The organism is Corynebacterium dentalis, from assembly GCF_900232865.1.
Taxonomy (GTDB): Bacteria; Actinomycetota; Actinomycetes; order Mycobacteriales; family Mycobacteriaceae; genus Corynebacterium; species Corynebacterium dentalis.
The window spans coordinates 337,978-359,412 of the sequence record NZ_OCTS01000001.1 but is presented as its reverse complement, the minus strand read 5'-3'; the positions used below and the strand labels follow the sequence as shown (position 1 = coordinate 359,412).

The 21,435-nt window shown below is 60.8% G+C and carries 17 protein-coding genes; 4 read left to right on the top strand and 13 right to left on the bottom strand.

Annotation, left to right across the window (positions count from 1 at the left end; translation table 11 throughout):
* The first annotated feature begins 32 nt into the window (after window positions 1–32).
* Together ppk2 and CS919_RS01585 are read left to right on the top strand one after the other, a co-directional pair.
* Window positions 33–1,043, top strand: coding sequence for a polyphosphate kinase 2 (ppk2, locus tag CS919_RS01590; protein WP_099297625.1), 1,011 nt, complete (start codon window positions 33–35; stop codon window positions 1,041–1,043).
* Window positions 1,044–1,125: 82 nt separating this feature from the next.
* Window positions 1,126–2,184, top strand: a complete 1,059-nt coding sequence (locus CS919_RS01585) for a 3-hydroxyisobutyryl-CoA hydrolase (RefSeq protein WP_099297561.1) — start codon at window positions 1,126–1,128, stop codon at window positions 2,182–2,184.
* Here the strand turns inward: CS919_RS01585 and CS919_RS01580 are convergent.
* From CS919_RS01580 to glmU, 12 genes are all read right to left on the bottom strand, one after another.
* On the bottom strand, window positions 2,163–2,900 hold the full coding sequence (locus CS919_RS01580) for a nicotinamide mononucleotide transporter family protein (protein WP_099297559.1): 738 nt from the start codon (window positions 2,898–2,900) through the stop codon (window positions 2,163–2,165). The genes CS919_RS01585 and CS919_RS01580 overlap by 22 nt on opposite strands.
* Window positions 2,901–3,008: 108 nt before the next feature.
* Window positions 3,009–3,653, bottom strand: coding sequence for a TetR/AcrR family transcriptional regulator (locus CS919_RS01575; RefSeq protein WP_234990721.1), 645 nt, complete (start codon window positions 3,651–3,653; stop codon window positions 3,009–3,011).
* A gap of 157 nt (window positions 3,654–3,810) precedes the next feature.
* Window positions 3,811–4,440 carry a TetR/AcrR family transcriptional regulator gene (locus CS919_RS01570; protein WP_159460941.1) on the bottom strand — a complete coding sequence of 210 codons (630 nt, stop codon included), beginning with the start codon at window positions 4,438–4,440 and terminating at the stop codon, window positions 3,811–3,813.
* On the bottom strand, window positions 4,433–6,832 hold the full coding sequence (locus tag CS919_RS01565; RefSeq protein WP_099297555.1) for an MMPL family transporter: 2,400 nt from the start codon (window positions 6,830–6,832) through the stop codon (window positions 4,433–4,435). The genes CS919_RS01570 and CS919_RS01565 overlap by 8 nt, the downstream gene beginning before the upstream one ends.
* Window positions 6,833–6,952: 120 nt before the next feature.
* Window positions 6,953–8,602 carry a peptide chain release factor 3 gene (locus tag CS919_RS01560; RefSeq protein WP_099297553.1) on the bottom strand — a complete coding sequence of 550 codons (1,650 nt, stop codon included), beginning with the start codon at window positions 8,600–8,602 and terminating at the stop codon, window positions 6,953–6,955.
* A 35-nt stretch (window positions 8,603–8,637) separates the two neighbouring features.
* Window positions 8,638–9,333, bottom strand: coding sequence for a potassium channel family protein (locus CS919_RS01555; protein WP_228073274.1), 696 nt, complete (start codon window positions 9,331–9,333; stop codon window positions 8,638–8,640).
* Complete coding sequence (locus CS919_RS01550) at window positions 9,326–10,750, bottom strand: TrkH family potassium uptake protein (protein ID WP_234990719.1); 1,425 nt, start codon at window positions 10,748–10,750, stop codon at window positions 9,326–9,328. Before CS919_RS01550 ends, CS919_RS01555 begins: the two co-directional genes overlap by 8 nt.
* A gap of 48 nt (window positions 10,751–10,798) precedes the next feature.
* Window positions 10,799–11,470, bottom strand: a complete 672-nt coding sequence (gene pth, locus CS919_RS01545) for an aminoacyl-tRNA hydrolase (protein ID WP_234990717.1) — start codon at window positions 11,468–11,470, stop codon at window positions 10,799–10,801.
* 51 nt (window positions 11,471–11,521) lie between these two features.
* Entirely contained in the window at window positions 11,522–12,088 is a 567-nt protein-coding gene (gene pth, locus CS919_RS01540; RefSeq protein WP_099297549.1) for an aminoacyl-tRNA hydrolase, read from the bottom strand.
* 98 nt (window positions 12,089–12,186) lie between these two features.
* Complete coding sequence (locus CS919_RS01535) at window positions 12,187–12,873, bottom strand: 50S ribosomal protein L25/general stress protein Ctc (RefSeq protein ID WP_099297547.1); 687 nt, start codon at window positions 12,871–12,873, stop codon at window positions 12,187–12,189.
* Window positions 12,874–13,144: 271 nt separating this feature from the next.
* The gene (locus tag CS919_RS01530; protein WP_228073273.1) at window positions 13,145–14,152 is read right to left on the bottom strand and encodes a ribose-phosphate diphosphokinase; all 1,008 of its coding nucleotides are present in this window, start codon (window positions 14,150–14,152) and stop codon (window positions 13,145–13,147) included.
* A gap of 58 nt (window positions 14,153–14,210) precedes the next feature.
* Window positions 14,211–15,692, bottom strand: coding sequence for a bifunctional UDP-N-acetylglucosamine diphosphorylase/glucosamine-1-phosphate N-acetyltransferase GlmU (gene glmU, locus CS919_RS01525; RefSeq protein WP_099297545.1), 1,482 nt, complete (start codon window positions 15,690–15,692; stop codon window positions 14,211–14,213).
* A gap of 638 nt (window positions 15,693–16,330) precedes the next feature.
* Here glmU and mfd point away from each other — a divergent pair.
* Together mfd and CS919_RS01510 are read left to right on the top strand one after the other, a co-directional pair.
* Entirely contained in the window at window positions 16,331–20,056 is a 3,726-nt protein-coding gene (mfd, locus tag CS919_RS01515; RefSeq protein WP_099297543.1) for a transcription-repair coupling factor, read from the top strand.
* A gap of 23 nt (window positions 20,057–20,079) precedes the next feature.
* Window positions 20,080–21,300 carry a MazG nucleotide pyrophosphohydrolase domain-containing protein gene (locus CS919_RS01510; RefSeq protein ID WP_099297541.1) on the top strand — a complete coding sequence of 407 codons (1,221 nt, stop codon included), beginning with the start codon at window positions 20,080–20,082 and terminating at the stop codon, window positions 21,298–21,300.
* Here CS919_RS01510 and CS919_RS10805 read toward each other — a convergent pair.
* Window positions 21,281–21,430: a hypothetical protein gene (locus CS919_RS10805; protein ID WP_234990713.1), complete on the bottom strand. Its 150-nt coding sequence runs from the start codon at window positions 21,428–21,430 to the stop codon at window positions 21,281–21,283. The genes CS919_RS01510 and CS919_RS10805 overlap by 20 nt on opposite strands.
* Window positions 21,431–21,435 lie beyond the last annotated feature (5 nt).

The following is a 21,435-nucleotide window of genomic DNA, read 5'->3' as shown; positions in this document are numbered from 1 at the left end:
CCACCGAACCAGCCACCACCAAGCCGCCGAAGCTGGACAAGGCCGCCTACGAGGAAGAGCTGGAGCGCCTGCAGGCCGAGCTCGTGGAAATGCAGCAGTGGGTCGTGGAGACCGGCGCCCGCGTGGTCATCATCATGGAGGGCCGTGACGCCGCCGGTAAGGGCTCCGCCATCAAGCGCATCACCCAGTACCTCAACCCGCGCACCTGCCGCGTGGAAGCGTTGCCCGCCCCGAACTCCCGTGAGCAGGGGCAGTGGTACTTCCAGCGCTACATCGAGAAGCTGCCCACCGCCGGCGAGATCGTCATCTTTGACCGCTCGTGGTACAACCGCGCTGGTGTGGAGCGCGTGATGGGTTTCTGCACCACGCAGGAGTATCGCCGCTTCTTGCATCAGGCCCCGATCTTTGAGCGCCTCCTCGTGGAGGATGGCATCCTGCTGCGTAAGTACTGGTTCTCTGTGTCCGACGACGAGCAGATCCGTCGTTTCACCTCTCGTCGCGAGGATCCGCTTCGTCAGTGGAAGCTTTCGCCGATGGATTTGCAGTCCATCACGCGCTGGGAGGATTACTCGCGTGCGAAGGATGAGATGTTCATACACACGGATATCCCGTCGGCACCGTGGTACACGGTGGAGTCTGAGGATAAGAAGCGCTCGCGTATCAACGTGATCAATCACTTGTTGAATACGATCCCGTGGGAGTACGTGGAGAAGCAGGTGCCGAAGATCCCGCCGCGTCCGCAGTCGGCGTCGTCGTATGAGCGTCCTTCTCGTACGCAGTTCCGTTATGTTCCCGACACCGCCAAACAGTTGGAAAAGGAGCACGTGGCAGCGCTGAAGGCGGAGGAGAAGTCTGCGAAGTCCAAGAAGGATAAGAAAGCCGCCAAGGACAAGGCAGACAAGAAGAAGGCTGCCCAGTCTGCTGAGGTGAAGAAGTCGGGCAAGGATAAGGCTGACAAAGACAAGGCGAAGAAGGCCGACAAAGCCAAGAAGTCCAGCAAGTCCTCCAAGGCAAAAGCTAAGTCCGGCAAGGCGAAGAAGTAGCTACATAGATCCACACAGCCGCATAGGTCTAGGACTATCAGGTCTTAAGCCGAGCCCAAGGATTTTCTGGCACTGTTGGGGTATGTCTGATCACAAAAATATTATTGCGCGCGTTGAGGGCCATGCCGGTGTCATCGAGCTGGATCGCCCGAAAGCGCTGAACTCCCTGACTCCGGACATGATCGCCGGGATCACGCAGGCTGTGTCGAAGTGGGAAAGCGATGATTCCATCGAGGTGGTGATCATCCGCTCCACGGCCAAGCGCGCTTTCTGCGCGGGCGGCGATGTCCGTGGCGTTCGCGAGACTGACATGGAAGGCAACTATCAGCCCGGCGATGATTTCTTCCGCGATGAGTACGCCCTGAACCTGCAGCTCGCGGAGTACAACAAGCCCATCGTCGCCCTGATGGAGGGGGTGTGCATGGGTGGCGGCTTCGGTATTTCTGCGCACGGTTCTCACCGCGTGATTACCCCGCGGACCCTGGGCGCAATGCCCGAGGCTGCCATCGGTTTCGTGCCCGATGTGGGCATGTCGCACGCGCTCACGCACCTGGACGTGGACCCGGCGATTGGGTTGTTCATTGGGTGCACGGGCTGGCGGTTGTCGCCTGCGGACATGTTGTTCACCGGGTTGGGCAACGTATTAGTTGACGACGCAAACGCCTTGGCCGAACAACTTCCCACCCAGTCTCTGCGCGAGGCGCTGCAAGCGGCGCGCATCGATCAGTCGGAGCTGGATGAGCCGCAGTCCGTGCTGGAGAAGCATCAGAAGTGGATCGTGGACACCTTCGCGGTTGGCTCGTGGGTGGACATCGAGCGTCGCATCGCAGAATCCGACGAAGTCAATGGGGATGTCAATGCCGAAGACCACGCGAAGTTCTTGCGGGCCGTGCGGGAATCTTTGGAGACTGCCAACCCTTCGAGCCTCGTGGCGATCGTGGAGGTGTTCCGTCGCAGCGCGCAGACGGATCTCGCGACGGCACTCAAAAATGAGTTGGCGGTCGGTGGGCACTTGCGTCGAGAAGGAAACTTCGCGGAAGGCGTGCGGGCGGTGCTGGTGGACAAGGACCGTACGGCACGCTTCGATCCCGCACGGGCGGAAGACGTGGACCCGAAAACCTACTCTGAGCTGCTGAGCTGACGCAGGCGGGCTTCCTGGTCATTGGAGCGCTGTACGCCGTTCCACACCACGAAGCCCCACAGCACGAAGGCCGCGTAGACCAGGTAGAGCACGGCGGAGGGGAAGTAGCCGGCGAAGACCAACAGTGGGATTCCCACGATGTCCACGGCCATCCAGATCAGCCAGAACTCCGTCCACCCGCGCGCCATGCCGTAGGTGGCGAGGATGGAGCCGGTGAAGATCCAGGCATCGGCCCACGGCCCCCACGACCCGATGGCGTCGAAGCTCAGGGCGAAGCCGACCGTGCCGACTATGCCCGCTACGCACAGCCCGATGCGTTGCTGAGTGGTAGCCCAGTGAGGTTGGACCGCGGCTGTATCCTCGTGTGGCTCGGTAAAGATGGAGCGATTGGGATCCGTGCCCGCTGGCTCCTGGATTTTCTTCTTGGCCTGTGACCACTTCCACCAGCCGTAGATGCTGACCAGCAGGAACATCACCTGGCGGCCGGCCTGGCCGTAAAGATCCAAGTTCTGCGGAGTATGGAACACGCCACCGAGAAATACGGTGAACAGGAGTGCGTTGCCGATGATGCCCACGGGCCAAGCCCAGACCACGCGCTTCATCCCGCCGATCGCGGAGGCCAAGCCAAAGCAGTTGCCGATGATTTCCCGCCAGAGGATGGGGGAGCCACCGATGACAAAACTGGCATTCAGGAGGCTGTTGAGGACATCAGACATGCTATTGATTATTGCACGACCCGGCAGCCGAAAGAATTGTAGCCAAGGCGCTTGAGGTTATAAAAACACCCACTCCGGAAATGGAGCGGGTGAGTGGAGCACCGGGCATTATCCCAAGCCGCGGTGAAGCAGGTCGAAGGCTTCGTTGAAGAGGCTTTTCAGATCGCGTCCACCGGTGATGGACTTCGTAATGTGCGCCTCGATGGCAGTGGTGGCGGCTGCCAGAACCAAGTGCACAGCCAGGTGTGCTTGGTAGCGGGATAGTCCGCCGTCCGTCTTGCGGAAGAGGGTATCGCCGAGTTCATCGAAGATCTCGTTCGTTCGGTTTTTCTCTTCGTGGGGCAGGGAAAGGCTGAGCTGTTCCGCTACGGCGATGATCTGTCGCGCGGAGTCCAGGCCCTCCTCTGGGTTGTTGATGAAATCCCAGAGGATGTTCTTCAACATTTCGACGACGGGGGCTGGCTCCGGATAGCTTTCCACGGCTTTGCCCAGCTGAGTGAAGAATCCGTCGATGTAGTGCAGGAATGCATCATCGCGGTGGGCGAAGTAGTTGTGGAAGGTGCGAGTGGATACGCCTGCTCGAGCAGTGATCTCCGAGACCGTGGTTTGCTCCACGCCGTATTCCAACAGCAACTCGACAGACGCTCGAGCAAGACGATCGCGCGTCTCAGCCTTCTTACGCTCACGCAACGATTGCGTGCGGGCGTTGTCTGACGTGCCTTCTTGTGCCGGGGGAATATGCATGACAGCCATAGAGTCGTTCTTTCGGTGTTACGAAACTCGGGGATTCTTTGGTTTTCACCACCCTGCCACCAGGTTAATGGAGGCCAATATCCTGCGGGAAGTGGTAGAGAATACTACCCGAGGGTATTTTAGGGGGTAAAAAGTCCCTTTTATAGTAACCGACAAGTCAGTAACCCGTGAAACCGGAACGCAAAAGGTTGAAAGCTTTCTCTTCCGCACTCTCAGATTCGCAGCCAAAGGCCTTTTCTTCATCATTGTCGGAAAACATTTGGATTGCGTGAGACGCCTTCGATGTTACGACACTGATGTTCAAAAAGATATAGGCCTCGAACAGGCTGAGCCGCCCTTCGCTGTAATCACTCAACGCCTGTGCCAGCCGCTTTCCCATTTGGAAGCACTGGTGCTGGATGTCTAGCAGCTGGGAGCTGCGGACGTTGAGCATAGCGGCTTCCACCTGCGCGAAGGCATTGGCGAGATCGCTGGAATTGTCTTCGCCGAGGAACGCCTCGCGCACATTCTTCATCACATCGACCGCATGCAGTCCGCGTGGCTGCCGTTCCAAGCACTCCACCGCACAGTCCACCGTGTACTCCAAGAAGTGCGTGATGGCTGCATCGCGATGGGGAAAATAGTTGTGGAACGTCCGCGAGGACACGTCGGCACGCTGAGAGATTGCCGCAATGGTGGCGGCGTCCAATCCCCCCTCCGTGATGAGATCCACAGCCGCCTTGGCGAGGCGGTTGCGTGTCTCTCTCTTCTTTCTCTCGCGGATGCCCGGTGTGTAGCTGCTAGCCATGGGAGGCGGAACGCTCGGTGGTAATAGGACCATCCATGGCCTCCGGATCCAATGACTGCAGCTTCTCGCCCTCCACATCCACGGAAGGGATCAGCTTGTCCAGGAACTTCGGAATCTTCCATGCGCGCTCTCCCAACAGGAACATCATTGCGGGGATGAAGGTCATGCGGATGACGAAGGCATCGAATAAAACGGCCGTGGCCAACGCGAAGCCCATCACCTTAATGAACGGCTCGTCCATCAGGATGAAGGCCGCGAATACAGACATCATGATCAAAGCAGCGGCGGTGACGACGCGGGCGCCGTGCTTGAAGCCGTTTGACACTGCGTTTCCTGCGGTCTTGCCGTGCGCCCAGCCCTCGCGCATGCGGGTCACCAGGAACACCTGGTAGTCCATGGCCAGGCCGAATACGATGCCGATGAGCATGATCGGCAAGAAGGAAATGATCGGCTGCGGATCGCTGATGATGCCGGCGAAGCCCATCTGCCACAGAGCCACGGTGACACCGAAGGTCGCGGCAACGGACAAAGCGAAGCCCAAGGCAGCGATCAGCGGTACCCACAGGGAGCGGAAGACGACCATCAGCAGCAGGAATGCCAGCACCAGCACGATGGCGATGTAGGGGAGGAGAGCATCGTTCAAACGTTGAGAGATGTCCTCGTACATCGGAGTGGTACCGGTAACTGCGTAGGAAGCGCCAGTGGCTTTCTCGAAGCTGGACTCGTTGGAGCGCAGGGAATGCAGAACGTCTGCGGCGCGCTCGTCGATGGCGCCGTACTCCGGGGTCACCAGCACCTGCGCGGCATCGCCCAGATTGGCGGGGTTCTTCGGGTCACCATTGGTGGCGATCACCTGGGCGTTGACCACGCCGTCGGTGCTTTGCAGATCCTTGATTGCGGTCTGGGTAGCCGTGGCCTTTTCTTGATCGCTGAGGTCCTTGTAGTCCACCAGGGTGATCATCGGAGCGTTGCGGCCAGGGCCGAAGCTCTCGTTGATCATCTCGTAGGCGATGCGGTTAGGGGAGTCCGGTGACATCGAGCCGTCAGAAGGCATAGCCAAACGCAGGTTCATGGCTGGGATAGCCAGCAGCACCAGCAGTAATCCGGCGGTCAGCGCGAAGATGACTGGGCGCTTGCGAACGGTACGAACCCACTTCAGACCCATGGTTGGGGTCTCGTTCTCTGGGTCCGGAGCCTGCACAAATAGGGCGCGACCAGCGAAGACCTTGGTGCCGAACAAGCCCATGATGGCAGGCAGCAGGGTGGTGGCAACCAACACGGCGACGGCTACAGTTGCCGCTGCGGCCAGAGCCATGGCGGTCAGGAATGGGATGTTGATGATGGACAGTGCAGCCAGCGCGATCAGCACGGTCAGTCCCGCGAAGACCACGGCGGAGCCTGCCTTTCCCACGGCCAGTCCGGCCAGGTGGGCGCGCTCGGTCCGGCTGATCTTCTTCAGCTCTACTGCCAGTTCCTTTGGCGAGAGGTCTTGCCCGCCGATGTGCCTGATCAGCTCATTGCGGAAGCGCGCGAGGATGAACAGTGCATAGTCGATGCCCACGGCCAGGCCGATCATGGAGGCGAGGGTGGGGGTCATGCTGGAAATGGTGTCCGTGAAGTGGGTCATTGCGAAGATGCCCGCGATGCCAATTCCCAGGCCGGTCACGGCGGTCAGCAGTGGCAGTCCGGCGGCTACGAAGCTACCGAAGGTCAGGATGAGCACGATGGCAGCCACTGCCATACCGATGAGTTCTGCACTACCGCCGGGTTCGCTGGACTGGAAGGCTTGGCCGTTCCATGCCACTTTGAGGTCACCCTTGTTGTCCTCGATGGCCTGGATCAGCTCGTCGCGCTGTTCCTCCGTGATGTCCATCGTGGTCTTGGCGTCGAAGTTCACCTCAACGATGCCGGTGGTCTTGTCCGGGCTCAACGGGGAGGTAGCGGCGATGTTCGCATCGATCTGCTCTTGGGGCATCTTCTGCGCTGTCATGACCTTGGTCATCTGCATCTTCAGGCCTTCGGCGGCCTGTGCAGGTGGGGCAATGGAGTCCGTTTTGGTCAAGGAATCGACGCCCTTGAGGGCGGCGATGAGGTCGTTTACCTGTTTGTCGACGCCAGGGTCGGTCAGATCAGAGCCCTCTGGAGCTTGAATGACCACGCTGCCCTTGGGGGCCTGCATCGGGTCATCCTCGCCTCCACTTGGGAAGCGCTCCTTGATCTTGTCTTGTGTTTCGACAGATTCCAGTCCTGGAATGCTGAAGTTCATGGTCGTGGATGTCTGCAAGGTGGCGGCTGCGGTGCCCATGCCGATGATGAGCAGCAGCCAGACGGCGATAAAACGCCAGCGGTGGGCGTAGGCGGAGCGGCCTACGCGATACAGGAAAGTAGCCATGTATGAAAATATTACAAGGGTTCAAAAAGTTTTCGAGTTTTGCGCAACCAATTGGATCCTGCGCAACTTTTCATCCAATCGTGATGTAGCGCGGAGTTGGCGTCGAGAAAAAGAAACGGACTAATCCGCGACCATCGGCTCCAAGGTGAGGTCCGGGTGCTCCTTCTCCACGAACGCCAGCTTCCACTTATCGCCGAACAGAGCAATCAGCTCGCCATCCGTACGGGTGAAAATCTCCACGCCACGCTGCCGGCCCAGCTCGGCGGCGGAATCCGCATCGGTCTTGCGAGCCACAGAGTAAGGGATGGGATCCGTGATGGTCTCGACGTTGTACTCTACCTCCATGCGGGCCTGCATGACCTCGAACTGCATGGGGCCCACGGCGGCCATCACTGGGGCAGCATCTCCGCGCAGGTCGTTGCGCAGGATCTGCACCACGCCCTCGGAATCTAGCTGCTCCAAAGCCTTGCGGAACTGCTTGTACTTGCCCAGAGACTTCGCGCGCAGCGTGCGGAAGTGCTCGGGGGCGAACTGAGGCATCGGTGGGAATTGCACCTTCTTGCCGGTGTAGATCGTGTCACCCGGAGCCAGCGAACCTGCGTTGACCAGGCCCACGATGTCACCCGGGTAGGCTGCCTCCACGGTGGAACGGGTGCGGCCAAAGACCGTCAACGCGTACTTCGTGGAGAAACTGCGGCCGGACTGAGCGTGCGTGACCTGCATGCCACGGCCGAACTCACCGGAGACCACGCGCATGAACGCCAAGTGGTCGCGGTGCTTTGTATCCATACCGGCCTGCACCTTGAAGATGATTCCGGCGAAGTCATCCGTGGTCTCGCGGAACTCCTGGATCGCCGCACTCGCGCCGCTGGCGGCCTCCAACACCTTCGGATCAGAACTACGGCCCGCGGGACTAGGAGCAAGAGCCACGAGCGTGTCCAGAATCTGGTGCACGCCGAAGTTCAGCATCGCAGAGGCGAAAATCATGGGCGAGGTCACGCACTGCTCGAACAGCTCTTGATCATGCTGAGCGCCGTCCATCGTCAGCAGCTCCACTTCCTCGGCTGCAGTGGACCAGGTATCGCCTTCGCGCTGTTCGGCCTCGTCAGGGGAGTAGTTTTCCTCCGGCGCGATGGTGGAGCCACCGGCCGTGCGGGTGAAGTGGATGTACTCTTCAGCCTCGCCCTCATCGTTGATGCGGGCGAGTCCGCGGAAGTCTCCCGCCTCACCAACCGGCCAGAACAGGGGAGTGGGCTGCAACTGGATCTCGTTGACAATCTCATCCACCAGCTCCAGCGGAGTACGGCCCGGACGGTCCCACTTGTTGACCACCGTGACGATGGGCAAACCACGCGCCTTACACACGCGGAACAGCTTGAGCGTCTGCGGCTCCAAGCCCTTCGCACCGTCGATGAGCATCACCGCAGCATCCACCGCGGACAGCACACGGTAGGTATCTTCCGAGAAGTCCGCGTGACCCGGGGTATCCACCAGGTTGATCATGTACGGCTCGCCCTCGTGCCCCTCGGGCGCGTACTCGAACTGCAGCGCGGACGAAGCAATGGAGATACCGCGGTCCTTTTCCATCTCCATCCAGTCAGACACCGTGGCCTTGCGTCCCGCCTTGCCGTGGACCGCGCCGGCCTCGTTTATCACGTGCGCGTGCAGCGCAAGAGCCTCCGTCAGCGTGGACTTACCGGCATCGGGGTGAGCGATGACAGCAAAGGTACGGCGACGGCGCGATTCTTGGGCAACAGCAGGGGAATTCATAGAACATAACCCTACTGGGCGCCCTAGCTGAAGACCTAGTGAGGTCGCAGTGAGAACGTCTCCAGATGCAACGGGCTTCCCGCCACCACCATCAGGTCATTGGCGTTCAACGGAGTGGTCTCAAAATACGGCCGCCATTCGCATCCGGGAGACTTCACCGCCACGATGTGCACCTTCTTTTTCTTCCACAGCGCCTCGGAATCGATTGCTTTGCCCACCAGCTCCCGCGGCACGGAGAGCTTGATCATGCCGTAGTCTGAATCCACCTCGGCGAACTCGTCAAAGCGCCCGCCCAACAGGTGCGCCACGCGGCGGCCCGTATCGCGCTCCGGGCGCAGCACGTGATGCACGCCCACCTGCTTGAGGATGCGGGCGTGGGCATCGGAATCCGCTTTGGCCCAAATATCGGGCACGCCAAATTCCACGATGTTGGAGGCAGTCAGGATGCTGGCTTCCAAGTCCGAGCCGATGCCAATGACCACGCACTCGGCCTCGTCCACGCCCAGCTGTTTCAGCGCGTGCGGGTCCGTGGTGTCCGCCACTGCAAAGTCCGTGCACTCCGTGGTGTGCTCGCTGATCAGCTTCTCATCGTCATCGATGCCAAACACCTCCACGCCGTAGCTGGTCAGCTCCTTGGACAGCGCCAAGCCGAAGCGGCCCAAACCGATAACAGTGACGGGACGCAGGGAAAACGGTTGGTTGTCCCTGGACAGTCCAAATAACTTAGCCAATGAGGGGCCTTTCTTCTGGATAGTGGAAATGTCGAGTGGTTTTACGCGCCGCCAGCGCGGCGACCATGGTGATAGGTCCAATGCGTCCCAAGTACATCAACACGCACAGGATGACTTGCGATGGCCCCGTCAGCGCGGCCGTGATTCCCGTGGACAGGCCCACGGTGCCGAACGCGGAGACCACCTCGAAGGTCACGTGGTCTGCGTCGAGATGCGGATTGAGCACCCGCAACATCACGATGGACAGCCACACCACCAGGGCTCCGGCGGCGGCCACGGTCATGGCCTGGCGGATGACGCTGTCTGGCACGTGGCGCTTGCTGACGATGACTTCTTTCTCGCCGCTGAACTCCGTCCACATGGCGTACAGCAGCACCACGATCGTGGTGATCTTTATGCCACCGGCCGTGCCCGCGCTGCCGCCGCCGACGAACATCAAACCCTCGGTGGCCAGGAGGCTGGTGTCTGATAGCTGCGAGTAGTCGATTGCATTGAAGCCGGCGGTGCGCGCGGTGACCGTGGCGAAAAGTGCGTTGAGGATCTTTTTCCCGACGCCAAACTCTTCAAAAGCCCCGTGCCATTCCACCGCCAAGTAGATGGCGAAGCCGGCGATGAGGAGCACGGCCGTGCCAATCAGCGTGATGCGCGAAGTGACAGACAAATGACCGACTGCGGTGGTGCTGCGCGAGTGCCGCATCCGCCAGCGGTGCCGTGCTCGGCGGACAATTTCCGCCAGCACGGAGTAGCCCAGGCCGCCCAGCACCACGGCGATCATGATTGGCGAGAGGATGAACCAATCGTCCTGGAAGTCGATCATGTTTGCCGAGCGAAGTGCGAAACCTGCGTTGTTGAACGCGGAAATGGAGTGGAACGTGCCAGACCACAGGGAATATGCCACGGGTAATTGGTATTCCGTGATGAACCGCCAAGCCAGGATGAGAGCCATGACCGCTTCGGTGACCACGGTCAGCAAAACGGTGGCCAGAATTGTGCGCTTGGCGCCACCCATGCTGAACGGGCGACTCTCTGCTTGAGCTAAGCGGCGAGAGCGGATGGAAACCTTGCGCACCAGGAGCATGCCCGTCAGGGAGGCTAGGGTCATGATGCCCAGACCGCCGACCTGGATGAGTCCCAGGATCACGGCCTGCCCAAAAGGAGTCCAGAAGGTGGCGGTGTCCACCACCACCAGTCCGGTCAGGCATACCGCGGAGGTGGCGGTGAAGATTCCTTCGAGGGGAGGAACCGAGCCCTCGCCGCGAGTGGAGATGGGCAGGGAGAGGAGAACCGCACCTATAACGATCAATAGCAAAAACGAGCCTGCAGTTAATCGAGCTGCCTGCAAGCTGGGGGAGGCCGTGCGTTTTCGCCCCTTGGAGGCTGTCGACGGCGCTTGTTGAGAGTCTTTCTCCTCAATCACCCACGAAATATTACTCCCGCTGGGGACAAGGGGGAAGTGTTCGCGCTCCTATTTGCGGGAGTGGATCTTCTGCTGGGCCGCGGCTAGGCCGTTGTTCACGATCTCCGTGACTGCATCCGCTGCTACATCGATCATGGAATCCAGCTCTGGACCTGCCTCGATGGGGCCGAGAACGTGATCAATGACAGTCACGCCTTGCGGAGGACGGGAGATACCCATGCGCACACGCACATAGTCCCGAGATCCCATGTACTCGGTGGTGGATTTCAGTCCGTTGTGTCCGTTTTCATTGCCGCCCTGTTTGACACGCACCTTGCCTAGAGGGAGGTCGAGCTCGTCATGCACCACGATCACTTGATCCAAGCTAATGCTGTAGTGCTCCGCGATGTCTTTGACCGCGATGCCAGACTCATTCATGAACGTGGTGGAGCGCACCAGCAGAACCGGCTTTCCCGCGAGCTCCGTTGCCGCCGCGTGGGCGTGCAAACCCTTAAGCGGAGCCAGGTGGGAACCCGTGCGAACCAGCAGTGCATCGATAGCCATGTAGCCCACGTTGTGTGGCGTGGCCTCGTACTCCGCGCCGGGATTACCTAAGCCGATGACCAGCCATGGAGTCACTCCTGCGGGGAAAGTAGGCATGGCATTCGCAGACTCGGAAGCCGGAGTAGAAGTAGAACCAGCGCCGAAAATGCGGGAGATGAAATCCTTGAGTGTAGCCACGAGCTCTAGTGTGGCACAGGCCTGCTTCGCCCAGGAAAAGGCAAGCGTGTTTTAGGACTGGATGAGCTGTTCTGCGGCGTCGCTTGCGTCGGCACAAAGAATCGCAACATTCGCGGCGGCCGAGGAGGCAAACGGCTTGAGGACGTAGGCGGCCGGATCCATGCGGCCAGGTGGGCGGCCGATTCCGCAGGACAAACGGTAGTAGTCCTTGGTGCCCAGGGCCTTGGTGATGGACTTCAGGCCGTTGTGTCCCTTGTCCCCGCCACCACTTTTCAGTCGCACCTGGCCGGGGTCTAGCTCGAGCTCATCGTGGGCAACGATAATGTGCTCGGCTGGAACCTTGAAGAAATCCGCGAGTGCCCTAACCGGGCCGCCAGAGACATTCATATACGTGCGCGGGGTGGCGAGGATGACCTTGGCACCACCCAGTGAGAACTCGGCGATGTTGGCGTTTGAACGCTTGTGCGCGCTGAGGTTCGGCGTGGGTACCTGACGGCTGGCGAGCTCTTCAATCACCATCACGCCCAGGTTGTGGCGGGTAAAGGCGTACTTCGGGCCGGGGTTGCCGAGTCCCACGACGAGCCACGGGGAACGCTGTACTGTATCCACGCCTGCCATTGTCCCACACGGTGGGGACAGAACCGTAGATACAGAAAAACGGCGGGCAAGCCAGGATCTTTGTCCTCAACTTACCCGCCGTGACGACGGAGAGAGACTTACTCGTCGCCCTCGGCGTTGCCACGTGGGGAGTTCTCAGGCTCGTCAGCGGAGCCGTCGGCAGCGTCGCCGTCGTTCTCAGCCTCAGGTTCGGTGGTGTCATCCTCGCCCTCTTCGCCTGGCTCAGGAAGCTCTTCTTCCTCAGGCTCAACGATGTTGATGACCAAGGTCTCTGGCTCGGAAACCAGCTCACAGTTTGCAGGCATCTGGATGTCTGCAGCGGTGACCTGGGTGCCGATCTCCATGCCCTCAACGTCGATGGTGATCTCTTCAGGGATGTTCAGAACGTCAGCCAGGACGGTCAGAACGTCTGCGTCCTGAGTGATCAGGGCGCCTGGGGCAGCCTCGCCGGTGGACACAACTGGGATGTCTACCTCTACCTTTTCGCCGCGCTTCACGTGCAGCAGGTCAGCGTGGTCAACGTCCAGGGTCAGAACGTTCTGATCCACGGCCTTGACCATCACGAGGTGCTTGTCGCCTTCGAGGTCCAGCTCGATAACGGCGTTGGTGCCCTCGTTACGCAGGATGGCGTGGAATTCCAGGATGTCCACGTGTACGTGCATTGGCTCCAGGTTCAAGCCGTAGACAACCACGGGGATGCGGAAATCGCGGCGCAGGCGGCGTGCAGCGCCCTTACCGAACTCGTTACGTGGCTGAGCTGCAAGAACAGTCTGGGTGTTAGCCATGTGTCACTCCTTATTTCTTCATTCAGCTGGGGGCCAGCTGCGGTAGTTTGTCACGAATCGCGTCAACCGGGCATGAAAAAACGCCGCGGTGTCTCGCGGCGTCAAGTCCTCCCGCAGCCGTGGGCTGGGAGTGGGGGTTCGCGCCGATAACGGCCAGTTCCGCAACATGGTCGCGGTTCCAGCCCTCGCCGAGAGATTCAGCTGGTTAGTTTAGCATCGTCGCTTCGTGGAGAAAAATGCCATGTGGGGCGGGCGAACCGAGGACGAGTGACTACTCGAAAAGAGTAGTCACCGAACCATTCTCGAAGATCTCGTGGATGGTCTTAGCAACCAGAGGGGCGATAGGCAGCACCGTGAGGTTCTCCCAGCCCTCGGTGGACTGCGGGAGGGTGTCGGTGGTGATTATTTCGCGGGCACCACAGGAGCTGAGGCGTTCGCGGGCTGGTCCGGAGAACACGCCGTGTGTGGTGGCGATGATGACATCCGTTGCGCCTGCTTCGCGCAGCACGCCCACGGCGCCGGCGATGGTTCCGCCGGTGTCGATCATGTCGTCGATCAGCACACAGGTGCGCCCCTTGACATCGCCGACGACGCGGTTGGCGGTGACCTTGTTGGCCACGTCTACGTCGCGAGTCTTGTGCACGAAGGCCAGTGGGGCATCGCCCAGCACGTTGGCCCACTTCTCGGCAACTTTCACGCGACCTGCGTCCGGGGAGACCACGCAGATGTTGTCCAGGTTGTAGTTTTCCTGGATGTAGTCCGTGAGGATCGGCATGGCATGCATGTGATCCACTGGGCCGTCGAAGAAGCCCTGGATCTGGTCGGTGTGCAGGTCTACGGAGACGATGCGATCCGCTCCAGCGGTTTTGAGCAGATCAGCGATCAGGCGGGCGGAGATGGGCTCGCGTCCGCGGTGCTTCTTATCCTGACGAGCGTAAGGGTAGAAGGGCAGGATGGCGGTGATTCGCTTGGCGGAACCGCGCTTGAGCGCATCAATCATGATGAGCTGTTCCATCAGCCAGTTGTTGAGGGGCTGCGGGTGAGCTTGCAGCACGAAGGCATCGGATCCGCGGACGGATTCTTCGAAGCGGATGAAGATCTCGCCGTTGGCGAAATCACGTGCGGTGGTGGGGGTCAGCTCCACACCCAGCTCGCGAGCCACAGCCTCACCCAATGCAGGGTGTGCGCGGCCACTAAACAGCATCAAGTTCTTTTGATTGTCGATCCAGTGGGTGGTGGACAAGTGTGAGCCCTTCCAGACTTGGCGATGGATATCCATTGGCGGAAATCTATTGTCGATTCCAACGATAGTGGCGTTGGAATCGTGGAACAAATGCCTATTGTTCGATCTCTCCCGAGGAGGCGGGCGAACCACCGTCCGCGACCCTGCGGTTGGCCTCTGCTGCAGCCTCGGCGGCAGCGGTTCCGGGGCGCTTGCGCTCTACCCAGCCTTCGATGTTTCGCTGGTGACCTTCGCGAATCGCGAGTGCGCCGGGGGCGACGTTGTCCTTAATCACCGTGCCCGCACCCGAGTACGCACCATCGCCAACGGTGACCGGCGCGATGAACATCGTGTCTGAACCCGTGCGGACGTGGGAGCCGATTGTGGTGTGGTGCTTGGTCACGCCGTCGTAATTGACGAACACGGAAGAGGCGCCGATGTTGGAGCCTTCGCCAATGGTGGCATCGCCCACGTAGGTCAGGTGGGGAACCTTGGAGCCGCGGCCGATGCTGGCGTTCTTGGTCTCCACGAAGCCGCCGAGCTTGCCGTCTTCGGCTAGCTGTGTGCCGGGGCGAAGGTAGGTGAATGGGCCGACGTTGGCATTTTTCCCGATGCTGGAATCTATGCCGTGGGTGCGGATGACGGTGGCACCTTCGCCCACGGTGACATTTTCCAGCGTGCTATCTGGTCCGACGACAGCGCCGTCGCCAATCCGCGTCTTTCCCTTGAGCTGTACTCCTGGCAGGATCGTGACGTCCTGGCCGATTTCCACTTCGGAATCGATCATCGTGGTGCGGGGATCTATGATCGTGGCGCCGCCGCGCATAGCGACTTCGAGGCTGCGCTGGTTGAGTACGGTTCCCGCTTCTGCGAGCTGGACGCGGTCATTAACGCCAGCCAGCTCGCCGGCATCGGAAGCGGTGTAGGCGCGCACCGGGTGGCCTTCGCCGCGGGCAATGCCCAGTACATCGGTGAGGTAGAGCTCGCCTTGCGCATTGTCCGTGTTTAGCTGGCTCAGTGCGGAGCGCAGGTGACCGGCGTTGAAGGCGAAAACACCGGAGTTGACCTCGGTGATGAGGCGCTGACCTTCGGTGGCATCCTTCTCCTCGACGATGCCCGTGACTTCGCCGTCGTCGGTGCGGATGATGCGACCGTAGCCCTTGGGATTGTCCTGGTTGACGGATAGAACCGTCACCGCAGTGGGGACTTCGGTGTGGGCAGTGTGCAGGTTGGCCAGGGTCTCTGCCTGCAGGAGGGGAACGTCAGCGTTGGTGACGATGACGGTTCCCTCGAAGCCCTCCAGTGCGGGGAGCGCACACTGCACTGCGTGACCGGTGCCGTTTTGCTCTTCCTGAACTGCCTTGTCGATGGTGCGATCCAGCTCGCTTGCCACGGCGTCCACTGCAGGGCCGACCTGCTCGCGTCCGTGCCCGACTACCGCGACGATGCGTTCTGGGTTGATGCCAGCGGCGGCGTGAAGTGAGTGCGAAAGAAGAGTACGGCCGCCAATGGCGTGCAAGGTCTTCTGCGTCTTCGACCTCATGCGCGTACCAGCGCCAGCGGCGAGAACAACGACAGCTACGGGGGAGTTAGTCACGATGGGGCAGGTCCTTTGGTGGTCGACAGTCAGGGTGCACTGCGTGGTTGAGGCTTATGCAATGCGTCCACTTTAACGGGTGGGCGGGCTGGATTGTCTGAAGAGCGATCAGAGTAGCGTGCTCTCACCGAATTTACTGCTCAACTAATCGCAGCGTGCGCATATTGTGCTTGTTCATAGTATCGAATGTGAAGCATCGTCGTTTAGGGAGAAATGATGAAGGAACCTCGAATACTGCCCATCCCCGAATTTTTCTGGTCAGGCATGGCGATTTTCGCATCATCGACGATGGAAAGCGTTGGGGGAGCAGGCAACTTCTTTGAGGATCACCATTCTCGCCAAAGATGTCGTCTACTTCTTCGTCCCCATTAGAAGAAAGCGCGACGGAAAAACCATGGCAACCAAGCCATAAAAAAGCTCTCCCACCAGGACTCGAACCTAGAATGACGGTACCAAAAACCGTAGTGTTGCCGATTACACCATGGGAGAACGCGCGCTGTAGACGCGCAGAGCACAGAATACATCAGGCGGGTTCGCAGATTGAAACCCGGCCACTGGGCGAGCCGATTCGTGCAGACATTGCGAGCAACCACCGCTGTCCGGAGACGTTGTCTCGCGGCTCGTTACACTAAGTACCCATGAGCTCCAGTGCACCAACTTCCGCATCCTTGTCCTCGTCACAGCCCAGCTTGGCGGGGGTTCTGCGCGCGGCCGCGCGGGATTCCAAGCTGCGGGGAGTAGTCACGCACATTGGAGAAAAGAGCCTGCACATGCAGGCTCTAGAAGGCGTGTGGCCATTCGTCGCGGGAACGATGGCGCAGCACGCGCCGGTGTTGATGGTCACGGCCTCCGGTCGTCAGGCACAGGACGTCGCTGCCGTGCTTAGGCACATGTTGGGCGATGTCGTAGAAGTGTTCCCAGCATGGGAGACGCTTCCGCACGAGCGGCTCTCGCCGGGCGTGGAGACGGTGTCCCAGCGTATGCGGGTGTTGCGGCGGCTCCAGCTGCTTCAACAACCGCAGGAATCGAGCCCCACGCAGCCGCCGCTGCGAGTTGTCGTCGCCCCTGCTCGTTCGCTGGTTCACCCCATCCAGGATCGGCTCGGCAAGATTGAGCCTGTCCGCCTTATCGAGGGCGAAGAACTGGACTTTGAGAAGTTGCAGGAACGCCTCGTTCTGCTTGGCTACTCCCACGTCGACGTGGTGGGAAAGCGCGGGCACTTTGCGGTGCGTGGTGGCATCGTCGATATTTTCCCCGCCACCGAAGAGTTCCCCGTGCGTGTGGAGTTCTGGGGAGACGAGATCAGCGAAGTCCGCGCGTTCTCCGTCGGTGACCAGCGCACCATCCCTGGCCAGATCGAGCGCGCGGTGGAAGTCTTCCCCTGCCGAGAGTTGCTGCTGACAGATGAGGTAGCGAAAAAGGCCAGCGAGCTTGTCGTCGAGCGGGCAGGAAACCCGGAACTCGCAGACCTGCTGGACAAGATCAGCCAGAAGATCGCCGCGCCCGGCATGGAATCGCTGATCCCCCTGCTCCACGGGGGCACCATGGTGACGCTGCCCGAACTCATGCCGAACAATGCTCACACGCTGATCACGGCCCCTGCCACCGTCTACCGTCGCGCCCAGGACCTCATTGAGACCGGGCAGCAGTTCATGGAAGCGGGCTGGGACACGGCTGCCATGGGTGGCACCGCGCCGATGCAGGGCGTGGCCTACCTCGAGGTCGATGACGTGCGCACCTCTCAAGGCGACCGTCCGTGGTGGACGCTATCGCCGATGGGAATGTCTGATGCCGACGCAGGCTTCTCCGCCGACGTGCTCGAGCTTTCTTATAAAGCTGCTCCCGCCCCGCACGGCGATCTGGACGCCATCGGCACCCTGATGACGGACATTCGTCGGCGCGTTGAGGCTGGTGGTCGGGTGGCCTTTGCCGCCCCGACGCCAGCAGTTGCCGGCCGCATGCTTCGTCGCATGCAGGAAGCGGGTATCCACGCCGAAGCGATCGGCGTGGATCTGCAGGGACAGCGCGGGCTGGGACGCATCAAGCCGTCCAAGCTCTCCACCACGGATGAGCCGCCTGCTGCAACCGTCAGCATCTATCACGCCACGGCCTTTGCGGGCATCGAGTTCCCGTTTGCCGGAGATGCCAAGCTTGAACCACTGCTGTTCCTCACTGAGACGGACCTGACGGGTAACCGCGTGGACGCGGCGGCGACGGGTAAACGCAAGCCCGCCAAGAAGCGCAATCGAGTGGATCCTTTGGCCTTGGAGCCAGGGGATTTGGTGGTCCACGATTCCCACGGCATTGGCCGTTTCATCAAGATGACCGAGCGCACCATCGGACGCGGCGCGGATGCCTCGCGCCGGGAGTACCTCGTGCTGGAATACGCTCCGTCCAAGCGCGGCGGGCCGAACGATCAGCTGTTTGTGCCGATGGATCAGCTGGACATGCTCAGCCGCTATGTCGGTGGAGAAAAGCCCTCGCTGTCCAAAATGGGTGGTGCGGACTGGAAAAACGCCAAGCGCAAAGCCCGCGGTGCGGTTCGTGAGATCGCCGCAGAGTTGGTGGAGCTCTACGCCAAGCGCCAAGCCGCACCGGGTTTCGCATTCGCCCCGGATAGCCCATGGCAACGAGAGATGGAAGAGGCCTTCCCATTCACGGAAACCGAGGATCAGTTCTCTGCCATCGAGGCTGTGAAGACGGACATGGAAAAGGCCGTGCCGATGGACCGCGTGATCATCGGCGACGTGGGCTACGGCAAGACAGAGGTGGCTGTGCGTGCAGCTTTCAAGGCCGTGCAGTCCGGAAAGCAGGTGGCCATCTTGGTACCCACCACGCTGCTGGCCCAGCAGCACCTGGCGACCTTCCGTGAGCGCATGCAGGATTTCCCCACGACCATCCGCGAGCTGTCCCGCTTCACCAGCGCAAAGGAATCCAAGGAAGTGCTCAAGGGCATGGCCGATGGCACGGTCGACATCGTGGTGGGCACCCACCGGCTGCTGCAAACCGGTGTGCAGTGGAAAGATCTCGGGTTGATCGTGGTGGACGAAGAACAACGCTTTGGCGTCGAACACAAGGAACACATCAAGGCGCTGCGCACGCACGTTGACGTGCTCACCATGTCCGCCACACCGATCCCGCGCACGCTGGAGATGTCGATGGCGGGTATCCGCGAGATGTCGACGATTCTCACCCCGCCAGAGGATCGTCACCCCGTGCTGACCTACGTGGGGCCGCAGGAAAAGAAGCACGTGGCAGCAGCGATTAGGCGCGAGCTGCTGCGCGACGGCCAGGTGTTTTACGTGCACAACCGCGTGCGCGACATTGAGAAGACGGCCATGGAAATCCGTGAGTCCGTGCCCGAGGCGCGCGTAGTGGTGGCGCACGGTCAGATGTCCGAGGAGCAGCTGGAGACCACGGTCAAGGGATTCTGGGACCGAGAATTCGACGTGCTGGTGTGTACGACGATCGTGGAAACCGGGCTGGATATCTCTAATGCGAACACGCTGATAGTGGAAAACGCCCACCACATGGGTCTGTCGCAGCTGCACCAGCTGCGTGGCCGAGTGGGACGTTCCCGCGACCGTGGCTACGCATACTTCCTGTACCCCAAGGGGGAGGTGCTCACAGAAACGTCCTACGACCGCCTGAGCACCATCGCTGCGAACAATGACCTGGGCGCGGGCATGGCCGTGGCAATGAAGGACCTAGAGATGCGCGGCGCCGGCAACGTGCTGGGCGGCGAACAGTCCGGGCACATCTCTGGAGTGGGCTTCGATCTCTACGTTCGCCTCGTGGGAGAAGCAGTGGAAGCCTTCCGTGCGATGGCCGATGGCCAACCCGTGGACGGGCGCGAAGAGGAGAAAAAGGAAATCCGCGTGGACCTGCCTGTGGATGCGCACATCCCGCCGGAGTACGTGGCTTCCGAACGCCTGCGTTTGGAGGCCTACCGAAAGTTCGCGGAAGTGCAGACCGAAGACGACGTACTCAAGGTGCTCGAGGAGCTCCGCGACCGCTACGGCGAGCCGCCCGTGGAGGTCACCCGCTTGGCAACTGTGTCCCGTCTGCGCATGCTGTGCCGCGATCTGCACGTGGGAGAAGTGGTCCAAGCTGGCACCAAGATCAGCTTCAGCCCTATCGAGCTGCCGGACTCGGGACAGGTGCGTCTGAAGCGTCTATTCCCCGCCGCGAATTACCGCGCGACCACCAAGGTTGTGCTGATTCCTGCGCCGAAGGAAGGCTCCGGAATGCGGGCCGTGCCCCTGCGAGATGAGGACATGGTGCAGTGGTGTGCCGACGCCCTGACATCCATCGCGGGACTCCCAGAACGCGATATGAGGGGTCAACCTGAAGTAGTGCGTTAAAGAGGCAGGTAGGATAATTAACCATGTCTGTGGTTTTGCTCGATCCCCGTTTCCCCGCAATGATCCCGGTTGATGCCGTCGCGCTGCTTTCCAGCGACGTTTCCTACACCGAGGAAGTGCCCGTGCGCGTCCGTTGGATCATCGCTGATCTGGGCGGCCACACCGTCGACTCGTCCGACGTGCTCGTCACCACGGATATCACCAACCCCGATGTGCAAAAGCTCCTGGACTCCGGATCCGACCTGATCACAGCACCTTCTTTGATGGTGGAGATGGAACCACAGCGCCAGCTGGAAGGCACCTCGTCTCCTGCGTCTGCGGAGTCCGCACAGCCCGGCATGCCCAGTGAAAGCGCCATCAAGGGCAAGTTCGGCAAGCCCGGAGAAAAGGTCGAGCACTCCGGTGGCCAAGTGGTTGACGGGGAAATCGTTGGTACTGATGAGCACACCGTTGCGGTGGCAGGTTTGCGTCGAACCACACGCACCGAAGTACCCGCCTCCGTCATGGACGAAATCGAAGACGCCGTGGCGCTGATGGCCCGGGCGCTGCGCCAAGGGGAGTGGGAGCAGGAGATGACCCACCAGTCCTTGCTGCCGTACCTGCGCGAAGAAACCGAAGAACTGGCGCAGATCGTCCAGGCCATGGGTGATGCAGAAGAGACGCCGCAGTGGCTGGAGCAAGAGCTGTGCAAGGAGCTTTCGGACGTACTGCTGCAGGTTCTGTTCCACGCGGAGATTGCGAACCGCCGGGGCGCTTTCGATATCGGACACGTGGCTGGTGCTTTTGTGGCGAAGCTGCGTTCGCGGGCGCCCTACCTGTTCGAATCCGTGGAGCGACAGGTGCCGAAGAACGAGCAAGACCGCCTGTGGGCAGAGGGCAAGGAATCCGAGCGCGCCGAGCGTAAGAAGAACCTCGGCGAGGACTACAGCAAGCTGGTTGGCCTCAAGGACCAAGCCGCGCGAGATTCCCACGAAGCTGCCGCCAGCCCAGCCGCAGCACCCGCAGCCCCAGCGCAACCCGCAACCGCCAGCACTCCAGCGACACCTCGCGGCGCCTCGGTGTTGGAGGATGCGGAGCTGGTCATCGTGGAAGCCCGCGAGCTGGGCTACAAGGATGCGGACATCCCCATGGACGTGCGCTACCCAATGGTCGGCTTGGAGATGGATAAGCCCGGCGAGGCCGACCGCCGCCTGAGCGATGCGGTAGCGAACTTCCGCGCCTCGCTCAAGCCCCAGCGCGGATAAACCAGCGCGTGACCAGCCCCTCCCGCGGGGTAAATAGGAACGCAGCAGCGAAGATCGCGGACTGCACACTGACGATCGTGCCGCCACTGGAGATATCCAGGTAATAGCTCAGCAGGCATGTGCGCCTCACGGGTC

Bases quoted from the DNA above. Each gene is read 5' to 3' on its own strand.
- CS919_RS01585 (WP_099297561.1), top strand. From the start codon at position 1,126: ATGTCTGATCACAAAAATATTATTGCGCGCGTTGAGGGCCATGCCGGT.
- CS919_RS01580 (WP_099297559.1), bottom strand. From the start codon at position 2,900: ATGTCTGATGTCCTCAACAGCCTCCTGAATGCCAGTTTTGTCATCGGT.
- CS919_RS01575 (WP_234990721.1), bottom strand. From the start codon at position 3,653: ATGGCTGTCATGCATATTCCCCCGGCACAAGAAGGCACGTCAGACAAC.
- CS919_RS01570 (WP_159460941.1), bottom strand. From the start codon at position 4,440: ATGGCTAGCAGCTACACACCGGGCATCCGCGAGAGAAAGAAGAGAGAG.
- CS919_RS01565 (WP_099297555.1), bottom strand. From the start codon at position 6,832: ATGGCTACTTTCCTGTATCGCGTAGGCCGCTCCGCCTACGCCCACCGC.
- CS919_RS01560 (WP_099297553.1), bottom strand. From the start codon at position 8,602: ATGAATTCCCCTGCTGTTGCCCAAGAATCGCGCCGTCGCCGTACCTTT.
- pth (WP_099297549.1), bottom strand. From the start codon at position 12,088: ATGGCAGGCGTGGATACAGTACAGCGTTCCCCGTGGCTCGTCGTGGGA.
- CS919_RS01535 (WP_099297547.1), bottom strand. From the start codon at position 12,873: ATGGCTAACACCCAGACTGTTCTTGCAGCTCAGCCACGTAACGAGTTC.
- CS919_RS01530 (WP_228073273.1), bottom strand. From the start codon at position 14,152: ATGGATATCCATCGCCAAGTCTGGAAGGGCTCACACTTGTCCACCACC.
- mfd (WP_099297543.1), top strand. From the start codon at position 16,331: ATGAGCTCCAGTGCACCAACTTCCGCATCCTTGTCCTCGTCACAGCCC.
- CS919_RS01510 (WP_099297541.1), top strand. From the start codon at position 20,080: ATGTCTGTGGTTTTGCTCGATCCCCGTTTCCCCGCAATGATCCCGGTT.